This is a genomic window from Bradyrhizobium sp. DN3 (assembly GCF_041357655.1).
Taxonomy (GTDB): Bacteria; Pseudomonadota; Alphaproteobacteria; order Rhizobiales; family Xanthobacteraceae; genus Bradyrhizobium.
The window spans coordinates 233731-247457 of sequence record NZ_JAULLN010000002.1 but is presented as its reverse complement, the minus strand read 5'-3'; the positions used below and the strand labels follow the sequence as shown (position 1 = coordinate 247457).

General features: G+C 65.2%; 15 protein-coding genes and 1 pseudogene. 6 read left to right on the top strand and 10 right to left on the bottom strand.

The annotated features are described in order from the left end of the window. Positions 1 to 55: 55 nt before the first annotated feature. Positions 56 to 1063, top strand: coding sequence for an alpha/beta fold hydrolase (locus AAE027_RS04545; RefSeq protein ID WP_370985664.1), 1008 nt, complete (start codon positions 56 to 58; stop codon positions 1061 to 1063). Positions 1064 to 1314: 251 nt separating this feature from the next. Further along, positions 1315 to 1565 (top strand): annotated as a pseudogene (locus AAE027_RS04540) (GCG_CRPN prefix-to-repeats domain-containing protein). Between the two features lie 161 nt (positions 1566 to 1726). Here AAE027_RS04540 and AAE027_RS04535 read toward each other — a convergent pair. After that, positions 1727 to 2011 carry a twin-arginine translocation signal domain-containing protein gene (locus tag AAE027_RS04535; protein WP_370985663.1) on the bottom strand — a complete coding sequence of 95 codons (285 nt, stop codon included), beginning with the start codon at positions 2009 to 2011 and terminating at the stop codon, positions 1727 to 1729. Between the two features lie 205 nt (positions 2012 to 2216). After that, on the bottom strand, positions 2217 to 2531 hold the full coding sequence (locus tag AAE027_RS04530; RefSeq protein ID WP_370985662.1) for a hypothetical protein: 315 nt from the start codon (positions 2529 to 2531) through the stop codon (positions 2217 to 2219). Between the two features lie 129 nt (positions 2532 to 2660). Here AAE027_RS04530 and AAE027_RS04525 point away from each other — a divergent pair, with 129 nt between their 5' ends. Further along, a complete protein-coding gene (locus AAE027_RS04525; protein ID WP_370985661.1) occupies positions 2661 to 3317 on the top strand; it encodes a glutathione S-transferase family protein in 657 nt (218 codons plus the stop codon). 154 nt (positions 3318 to 3471) lie between these two features. Here the strand turns inward: AAE027_RS04525 and AAE027_RS04520 are convergent, their stop codons facing one another. After that, positions 3472 to 3819 (bottom strand): hypothetical protein, encoded by a 348-nt coding sequence (locus AAE027_RS04520; protein WP_370985660.1) that lies wholly within the window; start codon positions 3817 to 3819, stop codon positions 3472 to 3474. 111 nt (positions 3820 to 3930) lie between these two features. Continuing rightward, positions 3931 to 5463, bottom strand: a complete 1533-nt coding sequence (locus AAE027_RS04515) for an acyl-CoA carboxylase subunit beta (RefSeq protein WP_370985659.1) — start codon at positions 5461 to 5463, stop codon at positions 3931 to 3933. A 138-nt stretch (positions 5464 to 5601) separates the two neighbouring features. On the opposite strand from AAE027_RS04515, the gene AAE027_RS04510 reads away from it, so the two are divergent. From AAE027_RS04510 to AAE027_RS04500, 3 genes are all read left to right on the top strand, one after another. Further along, the gene (locus tag AAE027_RS04510) at positions 5602 to 6006 is read left to right on the top strand and encodes a DUF4260 domain-containing protein (RefSeq protein ID WP_091894706.1); all 405 of its coding nucleotides are present in this window, start codon (positions 5602 to 5604) and stop codon (positions 6004 to 6006) included. 162 nt (positions 6007 to 6168) lie between these two features. Further along, complete coding sequence (locus AAE027_RS04505) at positions 6169 to 6765, top strand: hypothetical protein (RefSeq protein WP_370985658.1); 597 nt, start codon at positions 6169 to 6171, stop codon at positions 6763 to 6765. Positions 6766 to 6838: 73 nt separating this feature from the next. Then, positions 6839 to 7834 (top strand): dienelactone hydrolase family protein, encoded by a 996-nt coding sequence (locus AAE027_RS04500; RefSeq protein ID WP_370985657.1) that lies wholly within the window; start codon positions 6839 to 6841, stop codon positions 7832 to 7834. 157 nt (positions 7835 to 7991) lie between these two features. Here AAE027_RS04500 and AAE027_RS04495 read toward each other — a convergent pair whose 3' ends face one another. The 6 genes from AAE027_RS04495 to AAE027_RS04470 form a co-directional block, all read right to left on the bottom strand. Continuing rightward, entirely contained in the window at positions 7992 to 8648 is a 657-nt protein-coding gene (locus AAE027_RS04495; protein WP_091894712.1) for a carboxymuconolactone decarboxylase family protein, read from the bottom strand. 63 nt (positions 8649 to 8711) lie between these two features. After that, positions 8712 to 9530 (bottom strand): class D beta-lactamase, encoded by an 819-nt coding sequence (gene blaOXA, locus AAE027_RS04490; RefSeq protein ID WP_370985656.1) that lies wholly within the window; start codon positions 9528 to 9530, stop codon positions 8712 to 8714. Positions 9531 to 9604: 74 nt separating this feature from the next. Then, complete coding sequence (locus AAE027_RS04485; RefSeq protein ID WP_370985655.1) at positions 9605 to 9868, bottom strand: EscU/YscU/HrcU family type III secretion system export apparatus switch protein; 264 nt, start codon at positions 9866 to 9868, stop codon at positions 9605 to 9607. After that, positions 9865 to 11487 carry a flagellar hook-length control protein FliK gene (fliK, locus tag AAE027_RS04480; RefSeq protein ID WP_370985654.1) on the bottom strand — a complete coding sequence of 541 codons (1623 nt, stop codon included), beginning with the start codon at positions 11485 to 11487 and terminating at the stop codon, positions 9865 to 9867. The genes AAE027_RS04485 and fliK overlap by 4 nt, the downstream gene beginning before the upstream one ends. 56 nt (positions 11488 to 11543) lie before the next feature. Next, on the bottom strand, positions 11544 to 12338 hold the full coding sequence (locus AAE027_RS04475; protein WP_370985652.1) for an ATP12 family chaperone protein: 795 nt from the start codon (positions 12336 to 12338) through the stop codon (positions 11544 to 11546). Between the two features lie 140 nt (positions 12339 to 12478). Next, positions 12479 to 13705 carry an RluA family pseudouridine synthase gene (locus AAE027_RS04470; RefSeq protein WP_370985650.1) on the bottom strand — a complete coding sequence of 409 codons (1227 nt, stop codon included), beginning with the start codon at positions 13703 to 13705 and terminating at the stop codon, positions 12479 to 12481. Between the last annotated feature and the right edge of the window lie 22 nt (positions 13706 to 13727).

Here is a 13727-nt window from a genome sequence, read left to right as displayed (position 1 = left end):
GACAAGGTCGCGAAGACGCGCTTCGCGCTTTTGCCCGGGCACACCGGAGACCTCAATGAACCGCATCTTCTCGGCCGCACTCGCTGCCGCCCTCTTCAGCATCCCGCTTGCATCCCGCGCCGCCGACACCGCGCCGCGCGAGCCCTATGGCATCGCGCTCGAAGGCTTTGCCTATCCCTATCCCGTGCACCTCTTGCCACTCGTCAATGACGGCGAGCAGCTCAGCATGGCCTATATGGACGTGGCGCCCGCACAGCCGAACGGCCGCACCGTGGTGCTGCTGCACGGGCGCAATTTCCCGTCGAGCTACTGGGCCCCCGTGATCACGATGCTGAGCGAGGCCGGCTTTCGCGTCGTGGTGCCGGACCAGATCGGCTTCGGCAAATCCTCCAAGCCGGCCGGCGAGCTTCACTTCGACACGCTGGCGCGCAACACGATTGCGCTGCTCGATCACCTCAAGATCGACAAGGCCGACATCGTCGCCCACTCCCTCGGCGGTATGCTCGGTGTACGCATCGCCCGCGCCTATCCGGACCGTATCGCCCATCTGGTGCCGACCGCGCCGATCGGGCTCGAGGACTATCGCCTCTACGTGCCGCCGACGCCAACCGAGAAGATGATCGAGACCGAGGACAAGCTCACGGCGGACGGCTATCGCAAGCAGCTGCAGACCAATTATGCGATCAAGCTGCCGCCGGAGGCGATCACGCCGTTCATCGATGCCCGTTTCAACATCAAGGGCAGCCCCGACTATCCGCGCTGGCTGCGCGCCTTCGTCAGCTCCGGCCAGATGATCTATCGCGAGCCGGTGGCGCACGAGATTCCGCTTATCACGCTGCCCACGCTGTTCGTGATGGGTGCCGACGATCACAATGCTCCGGGACGGCCGAACGCGCCGGAGGCGCTGCGCGCGAAGATGGGACAGAACGCCGAACTCGCCAAAGCGCTCGCCGCGAAGATGCCGAATGCGCGGGCCGAGGTGATCCCGGACACCGGTCACCTCGTCTTCCTGGAGGCGCCGGAGAAGTATCGGGAGCTGGTGCTGGGCTTTCTTGGCCGCTAGAGCATTTTCGAGCGAAGTGGACACCGGCTCGCGTAAAGAAAACGTGTCAAACAAAGAGTCTAGCGCCATCGCTGTCGCCTGAAACCGTATGCGGAGGAGCGTTCATGCCGCATTCAGGTCATGATCGGCAGGTTTGGATCGCGACGTGTCGGCACGCATAGGTTTAGCGTGTCGAATCGTGTCTTTTGATTCATTGTGCGCCGCAAGCGCCATCCCCCTAAGCCTGCCCCAAGGACCAGAAGGAAGATCAAATGAAATATCTGCTCGCCGCCGTCATGCTCGCCAGCGCAGTCGTCGGTTTCAGCGAGGCGGCCAGCGCCGCCGGCGGCTGCGGCCCCGGCTGGTATCGCGGCCCTATGGCGGCTGCCGTCCGATGCGCGGCCCGGTCGTGGTGCGTCCCGGCCCCGTCGTAGTCGCGCCGGCGCCGGTCGTCGTGGTGCCCCGCGCGCGCGTGTGCCCCTACGGCTTCCGCTGGTACGCCGGCCGCTGCCGTCCATTCTGATCCTTTCGTATTGCAAAATGGCCGCGCGGGATCAGCCTGCGCGGCCATTTTCGTTTGGGCACCGCTGCCGACTTGCGTCCGCCGTGGAATCGGAGCGGCTCCAGAATCGAAACGGGGACCGCCGGCGGCGATCCCCGTCCAAGTCGCGAATTGTCGCGAGCTTACCAGTAATGACGGCGATGCCAGCGCCGGCGACGCCAACCCCAGTGTCGGCGGCGCCAGCCCCAATGCCGGCCGCGCCCACGCCAGTGCACCTGCTCAGGCTTCGCCTGCGCGGCTTCCTCGCTGGTGGTGACTGCGGGATGAGCATCGGAACTGCCCTGCGGCATGCGGGTGGGATCAGCGACCGGCTGCGGTGACAGCGGCGCGGCCTGCGCGGTCGCAGCGAAGGCGGCGGCTCCCGCCGTCACCCCCAATGCAAATTTCAAAAAGTTCCGGCGCTCCATGGCTTCTTCCTCTTGGATCATCGTGCCTGTGATGCAGAAGAAGTGTCGCGGTCACGACATGAACCAAAGCTGAATCAAGTGTTCAGATTCGGTGCGAAGCGGACAATGTCGCCTGTAGCCCGGATGGAGCGCAGCGCAATCCGGGATTTGTGCTTCGGGTGAAGACCCCGGATTACGCTTGCGCTCCATCCGGGCTACGTCGACCCTACGTCGCGAACTCCTGCGCCAGCAGCAGCGTCTCGCGCGTGCGCGTCACGTCGGGCCAGTCGCGGTTGAAGTCGGCCGTCAGGCGCTTGAGCGCATCACCCTTCAGCATCGCGGCGAGCCTCGCCTCGTCATCGAACTGATACATAGCCTGGTGCAGCGAGGGATCGTCCAGGCTCCAGAACCGCCAGGCTCTGCTGACGCCAAACGCCTTCACCGCGTCGGGCAGATGTTCCGTCTCGTACCATCTGTCGAAGGCGGCGCGCTTGCTGCCGTCGGAGACGGTGGCACGGACGACGAAGAAGGCTGATGGCATCGGGTTTCCTCCCATTGTTTGGGGCGAGACTAGCCGCTTCATCGGCCGGCGACAAAACAGTTGGTACCGGTGTCGGAACGCGTGCCCTTCGCTCGTCCTTTGCTTCAAACCAGGACACGGAGACACCAAATGGCCGATCTCACGCTGACTACCTTCGATTGGGTTCCCGAGATGCCGAGAGGTTTCGTGCGCGACCTCCGTGTGCGCTGGGCGCTCGAAGAAGCCGCCTTGCCCTATCGCGTCGCGAGTGTGCCATTCGACGACCGCGGCCCCACGCATCTCGCACACCAGCCCTTCGGCCAGGTGCCGTGGCTGACCGACGGCGACCTCTCGATCTTCGAGAGCGGCGCGATCCTGCTGCATCTCGGCGAACGCAGCGACAAGTTGATGCCGTCAGATCCGCGCGGCCGCGTCGAGGCGACGAAATGGGTGTTCGCCGCGCTCAATTCGGTGGAGATGGCGAGCCTGCCCTGGGCGATGCTAAAGTTCATGGGCAGCGCGGACGACACGCCGGCATGGAAATTCCTGGACGGGTTCCTTGGGGTCCGCCTCAAGCATCTCGAAATGGTGCTGGCCCACCGCGAATGGTTGGCGGGGTCCTTCTCCGTCGCCGACATCCTGATGTCGGACGTGCTGCGCCCCGTCGACCGCTTCGAGGGACTTGCGAACCACCCGGCCTGTCGCGCTTACCTCGCCCGGGCCACGGCCCGCCCAGCCTTTGCGAAGGCCCGTGCGGACCAGATGGCGCATTTTGCTTCGGCGGATAAGGCGCGCGGGATCTCGTAGGGTGGGTTAGCCTTGCGGCTGCGCGAAGCGCAGTCCGCTGGGCGTAACCCACCAATTCTGTCGCCGCGGAGAGAAAAGAGGTGGGTTACGCCGCGCAGATGCGCTTTGCGCATCTGCAGGGCTAACCCACCCTACGCACCGTAGACGCGGCGCGTCACACCAGCTTCATCGGCGCATCCGCGACGACGCGAAGGTCGATACTTCCGATCAGCGCCGAACGTCGCGCCTCCGCAGCACTGATGGCCTCGTCCGTCTGCCGCAACGTGCTGATGTTCGAGCCGAGCGACACGATCCCACCCAGCACCAGCGCGATCGACCCGAGTGCAGCGGTCTGACCTGTCCCGAACAGGCCGAGGATCGTGATCAAGAGCAGCGTCGCACCGCCGCCGATCGCGATCTTGGAGGCCAGGATGTACTTCCGGCAGCGCTCGGCGATCTCGGCCAGCGCTTCGATCCGGTCCTCGATGTCTGAGATTTCGTCGGTCGGATCGTCTTCGGTCATTGGATCAAGGATACCAAATCAGAAGAAACCAGTAGCCCGCATGAGCGAAGCGACATGCGGGACCTGAGGAAGAACCCGGATGTCGCTACGCTCATCCGGGCTACATCTTTCTCACAACGGCAAATTGTCGTGCTTCTTCGCCGGCATTTCCGTCTTCTTGTCCTTCAGCATCGCCAGTGCGCGGGCGATGCGCTTCCTTGTCGAGTGCGGCATGATGACGTCGTCGATGTAGCCGCGCTCGGCGGCGATGAAGGGCGACAGGAATCGGTCTTCGTATTCCTTCGTTCGCGCCGCGATCTTGTCGGGGTCGCCGATGTCGGAGCGGAAGATGATCTCGACCGCGCCCTTGGCGCCCATCACCGCGATCTGGGCGGTCGGCCAGGCGTAGTTCATGTCGGCGCCAATCTCCTTGGAGGCCATGACGTCGAAGGCGCCGCCATAGGCCTTGCGGGTGATGATGGTCACCAGCGGCACCGTGCATTGCGAGTACGCGAACAAGAGCTTCGCGCCATGCTTGATCAGGCCGCCGTATTCCTGCGCGGTTCCCGGCAGGAAGCCCGGCACGTCGACGAAGGTGACGATCGGGATGTTGAAGGCATCACAAAAACGAACGAAGCGCGCCGCCTTGCGCGATGCATCGCTGTCGAGCACGCCGGCCAGCACCATTGGCTGGTTGGCGACGAAGCCGACGGTGCGGCCGGCGATGCGGCCAAAGCCCGTGACGATGTTCTTGGCAAAGGCTTCCGCGATCTCGAAGAAATCGCCCTCGTCCACGACCTTCAGGATCAATTCCTTCATGTCGTAGGGCTTGTTCGGATTGTCGGGGACCAGCGTGTCCAACGACATGTCGACGCGGGCGATGTCATCGAAGCTCGGCCATTCCGGCACGCCGTCGGTGTTATTGGACGGCAGGAAGTCGATCAGACGGCGCATCTGCAGCAGCGTCTCGACGTCGTTCTCGAAGGCGCCATCGGCGATCGAGGAGCGCGTGGCGTGCACCGAGGCACCGCCGAGCTCTTCGGCGGTGACGACCTCGTTGGTGACGGTCTTCACCACGTCGGGGCCGGTGACGAACATGTAACTGGTGTTCTTCACCATGAAAATGAAGTCGGTCATCGCCGGCGAATAGACGTCGCCGCCGGCGCAGGGGCCCATGATGACGGAGATCTGCGGGATCACGCCCGAGGCGAGCACGTTACGGCGGAACACGTAGGAATAGCCGGCGAGCGCCGCGACGCCCTCCTGGATGCGGGCGCCGCCGGCATCATAGAGACCGATGATGGGCGCCCGCGCCTTCATCGCCATGTCCTGGAGCTTCGTGATTTTCAGCGCGTGCGTTTCCGAGAGAGAACCGCCGAACACCGTAAAATCCTTGGCGAAGACGAAGGTCTTGCGGCCGTTGACGGTGCCCCAACCGGTGACGACGCCATCGCCCGGCACCTTGGTCTTCTCCATGCCGAACTCGGTGGAGCGATGCTCGACGAACATGTCGAATTCCTCGAACGATCCCTTGTCGAGCAGAAGCTCGATGCGCTCGCGCGCCGTCAGCTTGCCGCGGGCGTGCTGCGCCTCGATGCGCTTCTCCCCGCCGCCGAGCTTGGCACCGGCACGACGATCTTCAAGGGCGTCCAGGATGTGTTTCATTTGCTCCCGCCAGTTCTTAAGTGATGCGGGGTTCTAACACGGCATTTTGCGGGCCGGAAAGCGCCTTTCGACCTCGCAGGGCTGCCCTGTCCGGGCTGAAAGCGTGAGGGATTACAAAGTTTTGCCTGGGAGGCGAGCATGGACGAAGGAACGGCCGAGACTGGTGCGGCGACGGGCGGTGTCAACATCCTGCTGCGGCTGGAGGGCCTCACCCTGTTCGCTGGCATGGTGATGCTCTACTGGGCGTGGGACGGCTCCTGGCTAGTGTTTGCCCTGCTCTTCCTCGTCCCCGACCTGAGCTTCCTGGCATACCTCTCCGACGCAAAACTCGGCGCACTGGTCTACAATGCCGCCCACAGCTACATGGCGCCGGTGTCGCTGCTGACACTTGGCTTCGGCCTCGCCTCGCCTTTGACCCTGTCCATCGCCTTGATCTGGCTCGCCCATATCGGCATCGACCGGGCGCTCGGCTATGGCCTGAAATATTCCGCGGGGTTCGGCTTCACCCATCTGGGGCGGATCGGCCGGCAGAAGGACGCCTGACCCGCGCGCGGCCTGCAAATTTGGTGGTCCGGCCCAGTTGACCAGGCCAGCCGATTCAGGCTTGCTTCAAGCTCACGATCAGGCGCCGAATGTTGCGTGAGCCCAGTCGGTACGGCGGCGGTCATTACGCCTCGGCTCAAGCATTACGCAAGCATCACTGAGATGTCCGCGACGGTCGTCCCCCTGCCGCCGAACTCATCGTCGGAAATCATCGACTTCCTGCGGCGCATGGCCAGCATGGTGTCGGGACGGAACGGCGAGATGCTGCTGCGCGCAGCAAGCCTGATCGTATCGCTGGCACAGCGGGCGATGTCGGCCGAGCGGCTCTATCACGAACAGCAGGTCGAGAGCACGCGCAACACCGAGCTGCGCGAGGCCGCCGAGCTTGCTCGCGATGCCATGGTGAGCCAGATCGCAGCGCTGCGGACGCAGCTTGCCGAGGTCACCGCAGCGACCGCGGCCGAGCGAGCCGCATTCGATGCCGAGCGCGGCAAGCTGCTTGGCCTGATGCAGCATGCCGAGAGTCATATCGGCAAGCTCAGCACGGAGCTCGACACGCTGCGCGCCTCTGTCGACAGTTTCAACGAGACCGTGGTCTCCGTGCCGATCGAGGTGCTGCGGCTGGCGCGGACACAGTTCGATTATCTCTCGAACGGCTTTGCCAGACGCGGCGACGTGATCTCGCAGGCGATGAGCGAGATCGGCGGCTTTGCGATCGACCAGGCGCTGACGGCGAAGAAAACCGCCGATCCCGCCTGAGAGCTGCCGCACGCCAAATTGACAGCGCGCGAGCCTGTTGTTCTACTCGATCAAAATCACAAGGGGGGACCCGATGCCGACGGCATTCCGCGTCGCTATGGCGCTTTGCATTTCAACTCTGTTCGTCGGCATTGGCGCCAACGCACAATCCCTCCCCAAGGAACTCGCCACGCGCGCCGAGATCTATCCGATCTCCTCGCTCACCCTCTCCGACCAACAATTCCTCAGCGGCGATGCGGCGGCCGGCAAGCCGGTGACGGTCGCGGGTGAATTCCGCGTGGCCCAGGGCGCCGGCAAGCTTCCCGTGGTGGTGCTGATGCACGGCTCCAGCGGCGTCGGCGCCACTACGGAAGCCTGGGTGCACACCTTCAATGCCATGGGCATCTCCACCTTCGTGATCGACGGTTTTACGGGGCGCGGCCTCACGGTGGTCGGGCCGAACCAGGCCTTGCTCGGTCGGCTCAACCTGATCATCGATATCTACCGCTCGCTGGAGATCCTGGCAAAGCATCCCCGCGTCGATCCTGATCGCATCGTGCTGATGGGCTTTTCACGCGGCGGACAGGCGATGCTGTATGCGAGCCTCGAGCGCTTCCACAAGCTCTGGAACAAGTCAGGTATCCAGTTCGCGGCTTACATCCCGTTCTATCCGGACTGTTCGACGACGTATCAGAGCGATGCCGAGGTCGCCGCGCGCCCGATCCGCATCTTCCACGGCGCACCCGACGACTACAATCCCGTGAAGAGCTGCAAGGCCTTTGTCGAACGGCTCAAAGCGGCCGGGCGCGACGTGTCGCTGACCGAATATCCCGATAGCGCGCACGGATTTGACAGCGGCCTGCTCGGCCTCAACACCGTCGCCGTGTCCGCGAACGCGCAAACCGTGCGCAACTGCCGCATCAAGGAAGGTGACGGCGGCGTGCTGATGAACGGCGATACCAACGCGCCCTTCTCCTACAAGGACGCCTGTGTCGAGCTCAACCCGCATGTCGGCGGCAATCCGAAGACAGCCGCTGAAGCGCGCAAGGCCGTGGAGGAGTTCTTGCAGGTGCTGTTCAAATTGGGGTGAGACTGTTTGCTCCGCCCCAGCTCTCGTAGGGTGGGCAAAGCGGAGCGTGCCCACCAATCACAGATCATGACACGGAGAGAAGGTGGGCACGGCGCTGCGCGCCTTTGCCCACCCTACGGTACCGCAGTTTGTCGCCGGCTCCTTGCAATAACGAGTCCTACGGCTCACCCGGCCTAAACGGTTCCTGCTTGTCCGGCGGCACGGTCTCCTCCGACATGGCAAGCAGCATCGCGACCATCACGTAATTGCCGGCGACTGCGGTGAGGTCGACGATCTGCTGGTCGTTGAACACCTTCTTCGCGCGCGCGTAAGTCTCGTCGGTGACCTTCTTGGTGGTGGTGAGCTCGGTGACGAAATCGTAGACCACCGCCTCGTCATCGGCCATCTTCGAGGGCCGCTTGTTGGCCTTCAGCTCTGCGATGATGTCGGCCGACAGGCCCGCCTTCGCCGCCAGCGGCGCGTGTGCGTACCATTCCACCTGCGAGCGCCACTGCCGCCCGATGATCAGGATCGCGAACTCGTTGAGCTTGACCGGGACCGAGGTCTCCCAGCGCAGATAGTGGAACAGGTCGAACAGGCGCTGGCCGAGCACGGGACTGCGGATCATCGGATTGTAGGGCCCGCCGATGCCGACGCTCGACACCTTCATGATCTGTTCGCCGAGCGGCTTTTGCCTGGCGTCCAGCTGATCCATGGTGAGCTGCGGAAAGCGTGGCTCCTTGCTGGTGGCGGGGCCGGCGAACATCGTGGCGCCGAGCCAGCCGGCAGCTGCCGCAAGCGTGAGCGACGACAGCCAGAGCGGCGTTGAGTTCATTGTTATCCTCCCGGTTTTTCCTTGGCGGGAGGATGCTAGTTGAGCGGCGCCAGCGCGGTAGCGCTAGATCGCGCCAATCTCGGCAAGGCAGGCTTGCGTCAGCGGCATGCGCTCACTGATGAGACGCGGCTCGCGGCAGTCCATGTTGAGTGCGAACACGGTGTGGGCCCCGCCCTTCTCGGCCCAGCCGACCATCCAGCCGAGTGAGGGCTCGCCGCGTTCGGCGCCCAAGAGGCCCGACTTGGCGCGGATCATGCTATCGCCGACCTTGGTCACCGGCAGGATGTCGCAGACGAGATCCTGGCTGCGCTTGCTGATCGGCAGCGCACGGCGGCGCAGCCGGTCGACGAAGTCGACCTGCTCGACCGGATCGATGCGCAAATTCCCGGTGAGCCAGAATTGGTCGATGCCGCCGCCGATGTCGCGGTTGCCGTAGTCGAACTCGTCGACATATTTCTGCATGCGCTCCTGGCCGATGCGGCGCGCGATCTCCTGATAGACCGGCACCGCGCTGACCGCGATCGCACTGCGTAGTGTGTGATCCTTGTTCCAAGCCTCGATCGGCCGCTTCACGCCGTCCCAGGGAAATACGTCCTTGTCGGGGTCAGCGACAACGCCGGTCTCGAGCGCAATCAACGAGTTTGGAATCTTGAAGGTCGAGGCCGGCAGCTTCCCCTCGCCCGAGCGCTCCTTGTCGCTGGCGACGATCAGATAGTCCTCGACCTTGTAGCCGACGAAGGTGCCTGATGTGCCGAGATCGGTGAAGCGTTTGGCCAAGCTGTCGCGGATTTCGTTGCGCGGCGGGGCGACATGAGCGAGTGCGCGTGACGGCAGGGTGACGGCTGCGGCAAGCAGGCCAAGGGTGGAACGACGGGTCAGCAAGATTGGTATCCGATGATGATGAGAGTGGCCGCGACAATGCCGCCAATATCTGGTGAAACGATGACAGGTAGTGTTTACCGCCCCCGGCCGGACAGCCGCAGCACGAACACCAGCACTTCGGCGACGGCCTTGTAGAGATCCGGCGGGATCTCCTCGCCGAGCTCGACCTTGGAGAGTGCGCCGGCCAAAACCTCGTTCTCCTCGATCGGAATGTCATGGGCCTTGGCGATCTCGACGATCTTTTCACCGATCGTGCCCTTGCCCTTGGCGATGACGACCGGGGCGTTGGTGCCCTTCTCGTAATGCAGGGCAATCGCGAGCTTGGATGGATCGCTCATGTGGCGCGATCCAGGAAATGGCCGGCGCGAGCCTGTGTGGCCTGCGGCGGGGTGCCGTCGCGCACCACGATATCACCGGGCTTGAGCTCAGCTCTGGACAATGCCTGGCTGAGCTCACCGACGCCGGCGCGGAGCTGCTGCGCGGTCGCCGGCCGCTCCGCCCACATCCGCACGAAGGTCTTGTCGCCGCTCAGCGTGACCAGCGCATGCACCGGGCCGGCCGGCTCGACATTCAGCGTGAAGCGCGCGCGCCAGGCGCGCGTGGCGGGATCGGCGGATTCGTTGCCGCCATCGCGCGAGATCTCGAACTGCGCCATCGCGGTGCCCTGTGGGGTTGCGAAGGGAATCTCGAAATTCCATTGCGGCACGGCCGGGTCGATGCGGTGGCCGCTGGCACCAGCGCGATCGGGGAGCGAGGCGACCTGGAGCAAGGTCTGCCGCGCGATCGCGGCATCGGTGTCGTCGAGCAGGCGGTGCACGGTGGCGGCCAGCGGCGTATCGGGCGCGAGCGATGGCGAAGCGATGGATTGGGGCGCCGGCAATGCGCCACGGAATGGCGGCGGTGTGGTCGCGTGGGTGGCCGCCTCGAAGATGTGGCCATCGGGCACGGCCTTGTTGGAGCCGGGCACGTTGCCGATGATCCGCGGCAGGTTTTGCGTCATCTCCTGCAAGAGGCTGGCGGCAAGGCCGGCGGTCATGGTCCGCGGCATCGCCATTTGTGGCGCGCCGGCAGCCATGTCGGCGAGCACCGCGGCCGAGAAATTGGCATTGCGCGGCTGTTGCGCCGGTTGGGCGATGTCGGGGGCCATTGACGACAATGCGGCCTGCGCGGCCTCGGCTGCTGGCCGAGCCAACGCAGCGGCCAGCTGCGGCGCGCCCGCGACGCTGGCAGGCATGGCGGCGCCTTGCGTCTGGGGCGCGGTGGTTTCGAGCGTGGCCAGCGTCTGGCGCAGCACGAGCAGCGCCGCCTTCAGATCGGGCATTGCGCCGGACGACGGCATCGCGCCGGCAGCCAGCGAGGCCTCGAGGAACAGGCCGGACTTTTGGAAGGCAGTCTCGATATCGCCACCATCGAGCCGGGCGGTGAGCGGCGTCTGCTGCGCCAGCACGTCCAGCACGGCCTGCTTCAGTCCCGCTGGCAAATCGCTGCCGGTGACGACCGCGGCGAGATTGGCGAACAGCGGCGCCTGGCTGCCCTGCCTGGTCACGGCCTCGGCGGACGCCACGGTGACGGCGACTTGCTCCAGCGGAGTCAGCGTATTGCGCGCCGCGCTCGCGGACGGCGCGAGCGGCGGGCTCTCCACCAGCGAGGCCGCAGCCGGCGTCAGCGTAATCTGATCGGACGCCGCCCCGCCTGCCCCGCCCACGACAGCGAGGCGGATGGTGCCGTCGTTCTGCGACACCGCGAGTTGGAGATGTTGCCCGGGCGACAGCGCCACGTCCGACATCACGTCGAGGGACAGGTTCGCGATCGCGATCCGCACCAGATTGTCGGCGAGCACGCTGACCACTTTGGCGTCGACGACGCTGCCGGCCTGGAGCACGAGATCGGGCGTCGTCGCATCAGCCACAGGGCTGGCAGCAATGACGGGAGGGATCGAGCTTATCGGCGTCGGCATCTCGGAGGGCCCAGGGAATGCTAGCGCCACCCTAAGGCGCCGTCGTAAACCTCTCGTTAAGGACCTTTGGCCGCTTGCGGCTTTACCGCCGCCAAAACCGTCACGGCGGCCTCGAAATCCCGGAGGCGCGTGGCCCGACGGCTAGCTGCTTCCTCGTCCACGCCCCATTGGTCGATGTTCCAGTCCTCATCGACATGGGCGGCGGCCCAGACCTGGCCAGCGTCGCGCACGCCATGGGCCAGCGCTAGGGCCAGCAGCGCCGAGCCGGTCAGGGTGGTCACCACATGGAGCGCGGCGACCGACCAGGCATCTCCAGGGAGGGCGGCGCGCGCGGCCCTGACCGCCTCGTCCGGCTGCTTCACATGCATGATGCCCTCGGACAGGATGAAATGCGCGCCAAGCCTCTCCGCGGCCCAGAACAGCACGGGGTCCCAATGCGCGGCCTCGCGGGCAACCAGCCCTTCGGGGTGGCCGGCACGATAGAACAACAGGTCGGTCTCGAGGAATTTTGCGAGATCGTCGCTGACGAGTTCGACGCGGTCGACGACGCCCTCGACCACGCTGTTGGCGATCCGCGTCAGCGGCATGGTCACGGGATCGATCGTCTCGCCCTGCGCCGCCCATTCGGCAGCCACCGCATCGGCGAGATCGCGCGAGGGGATCACCACCTGGCGGCCGGAGGGCGTGCGGATCGGCTTGCCGTCAAGGGTGATGGCGAAGCCGCCCTCGGCCTCACCTGCGCCGGCCTCCTTGTAGAAGCGCTTGCGCGGGGGCGTGCGCGTGGAGGCGCGCGCCGATTCCCGCGGATCCGGCGGGGGTTGCCCCGCAGCTTCTTCGAACAATTCGCGCATGTTGAGTCTTCGGTCCCGGTCGCTGAATGCTAAGCTTTCAAGATAAGAGCGGCGGCCGATAAAGCGAGCGGCTGGCATAAGGGAACTTGCGGGCGTTGCGGCCCTGTTCGCCGGGCTTTGGCTGGCCGCGGCGCCGAGCCCTACTCTTCCGGCGCGTTCTCGATCGGATCAAATCGGCTTGCATCGAGCCCGAGCAGATTCCACGATTGCTGCATATGCGGCGGCAGCGGTGCGGTGGCGTCGATCACGCCGCCGCGCGGATGCGGGATGACGATCCGGCGCGCGAGCAGATGCAGCCGGTTTTGCAGGCCGCCCGGCAGCTCCCAGTTCTCGATGTTGAAATATTTGGGATCGCCGATGATGGGATGGCCGATATGGGCCATGTGGGCGCGCAGCTGATGGGTGCGGCCCGTCACGGGCTTCAGCGACACCCAGGTCAGCTTGTTGCCGGCGGTCTCGACCATCGCATAGTACGTCACCGCGTGGCTGGCGCCCTCGTCGCCATGCTGGGCGATGCGCATGATGGTGTCGTCCTCGCCCTCCTCCTTCGCGAGGAAGGTCGAGATGCGGCCCTGCTTCGGTTTCGGCAGGCCCGGCACCAATGCCCAGTAGACCTTTCGCGCCGAGCGCGAGCGGAACGCGCCGGTCAAATGCGAGGCGGCAAAGCGGGTCTTGGCGATCAGGAGACAGCCCGACGTCTCCCGGTCGATACGGTGCACGAGGCGCGGCTTCTGGCCCTTGGAATCGCGCATCACCTCCAGCATCTGGTCGATGTGGCGCGTCATGCCCGAGCCGCCCTGCACGGCAAGGCCGGCGGGCTTGTTGAGGACGAGGACGTCGTCGTCTTCCCAGATGGTCATCTCCTTCAGCGCGGCAAGCGTCTTCTGCGCGGCTTCCGAGAGCGGGCCGGCCGTCTTCGGCGTGTCGAGCTTCAGCGGCGGAATGCGGACGCTCTGGCCCTCCTCCAGGCGGTCCTTGCTGTCGACGCGCTTGCCGTCGACGCGCAGCTCGCCTTTGCGCACGACGCGCTGGATGTGGGAGAATGAGAGGCCAGGAAAGCGCGCTTCGAGGAAGCGATCGACGCGCATGTTGTTCTCGTCCGCCGTCACGGTGACGGTCTGCACCTTGGTCGGCAGCAATGCCTCAACGGGCTTTTCCCGCGCAGGCTTTTCCATTGCGGCCTTGGGCGCACGCCGCTCGGCGCGCTCGCCCGCGAAGCGCGGCGGCTTGCTGCCTGCCTTGCTACCTGGCTTGCCGCCCGGCCGCGGCCCCGCCTTCTGCGCGCTGCGCGCCTTGAATGGACGCGCGTCATCGCGCTCGTCGCGCGAACGGGGCTTTGGGTTCATTCTCTTGATGCGGCGGCTCATGGCTGCCTGCCTAGCCCAAAAG

What these genes read in the sequence shown, in the direction of transcription:
- AAE027_RS04545 (WP_370985664.1), top strand. Translation starts at nt 56, where the DNA reads ATGAACCGCATCTTCTCGGCCGCACTCGCTGCCGCCCTCTTCAGCATC.
- AAE027_RS04535 (WP_370985663.1), bottom strand. Translation starts at nt 2,011, where the DNA reads ATGGAGCGCCGGAACTTTTTGAAATTTGCATTGGGGGTGACGGCGGGA.
- AAE027_RS04530 (WP_370985662.1), bottom strand. Translation starts at nt 2,531, where the DNA reads ATGCCATCAGCCTTCTTCGTCGTCCGTGCCACCGTCTCCGACGGCAGC.
- AAE027_RS04525 (WP_370985661.1), top strand. Translation starts at nt 2,661, where the DNA reads ATGGCCGATCTCACGCTGACTACCTTCGATTGGGTTCCCGAGATGCCG.
- AAE027_RS04520 (WP_370985660.1), bottom strand. Translation starts at nt 3,819, where the DNA reads ATGACCGAAGACGATCCGACCGACGAAATCTCAGACATCGAGGACCGG.
- AAE027_RS04515 (WP_370985659.1), bottom strand. Translation starts at nt 5,463, where the DNA reads ATGAAACACATCCTGGACGCCCTTGAAGATCGTCGTGCCGGTGCCAAG.
- AAE027_RS04510 (WP_091894706.1), top strand. Translation starts at nt 5,602, where the DNA reads ATGGACGAAGGAACGGCCGAGACTGGTGCGGCGACGGGCGGTGTCAAC.
- AAE027_RS04505 (WP_370985658.1), top strand. Translation starts at nt 6,169, where the DNA reads ATGTCCGCGACGGTCGTCCCCCTGCCGCCGAACTCATCGTCGGAAATC.
- AAE027_RS04500 (WP_370985657.1), top strand. Translation starts at nt 6,839, where the DNA reads ATGCCGACGGCATTCCGCGTCGCTATGGCGCTTTGCATTTCAACTCTG.
- AAE027_RS04495 (WP_091894712.1), bottom strand. Translation starts at nt 8,648, where the DNA reads ATGAACTCAACGCCGCTCTGGCTGTCGTCGCTCACGCTTGCGGCAGCT.
- AAE027_RS04485 (WP_370985655.1), bottom strand. Translation starts at nt 9,868, where the DNA reads ATGAGCGATCCATCCAAGCTCGCGATTGCCCTGCATTACGAGAAGGGC.
- fliK (WP_370985654.1), bottom strand. Translation starts at nt 11,487, where the DNA reads ATGCCGACGCCGATAAGCTCGATCCCTCCCGTCATTGCTGCCAGCCCT.
- AAE027_RS04475 (WP_370985652.1), bottom strand. Translation starts at nt 12,338, where the DNA reads ATGCGCGAATTGTTCGAAGAAGCTGCGGGGCAACCCCCGCCGGATCCG.
- AAE027_RS04470 (WP_370985650.1), bottom strand. Translation starts at nt 13,705, where the DNA reads ATGAGCCGCCGCATCAAGAGAATGAACCCAAAGCCCCGTTCGCGCGAC.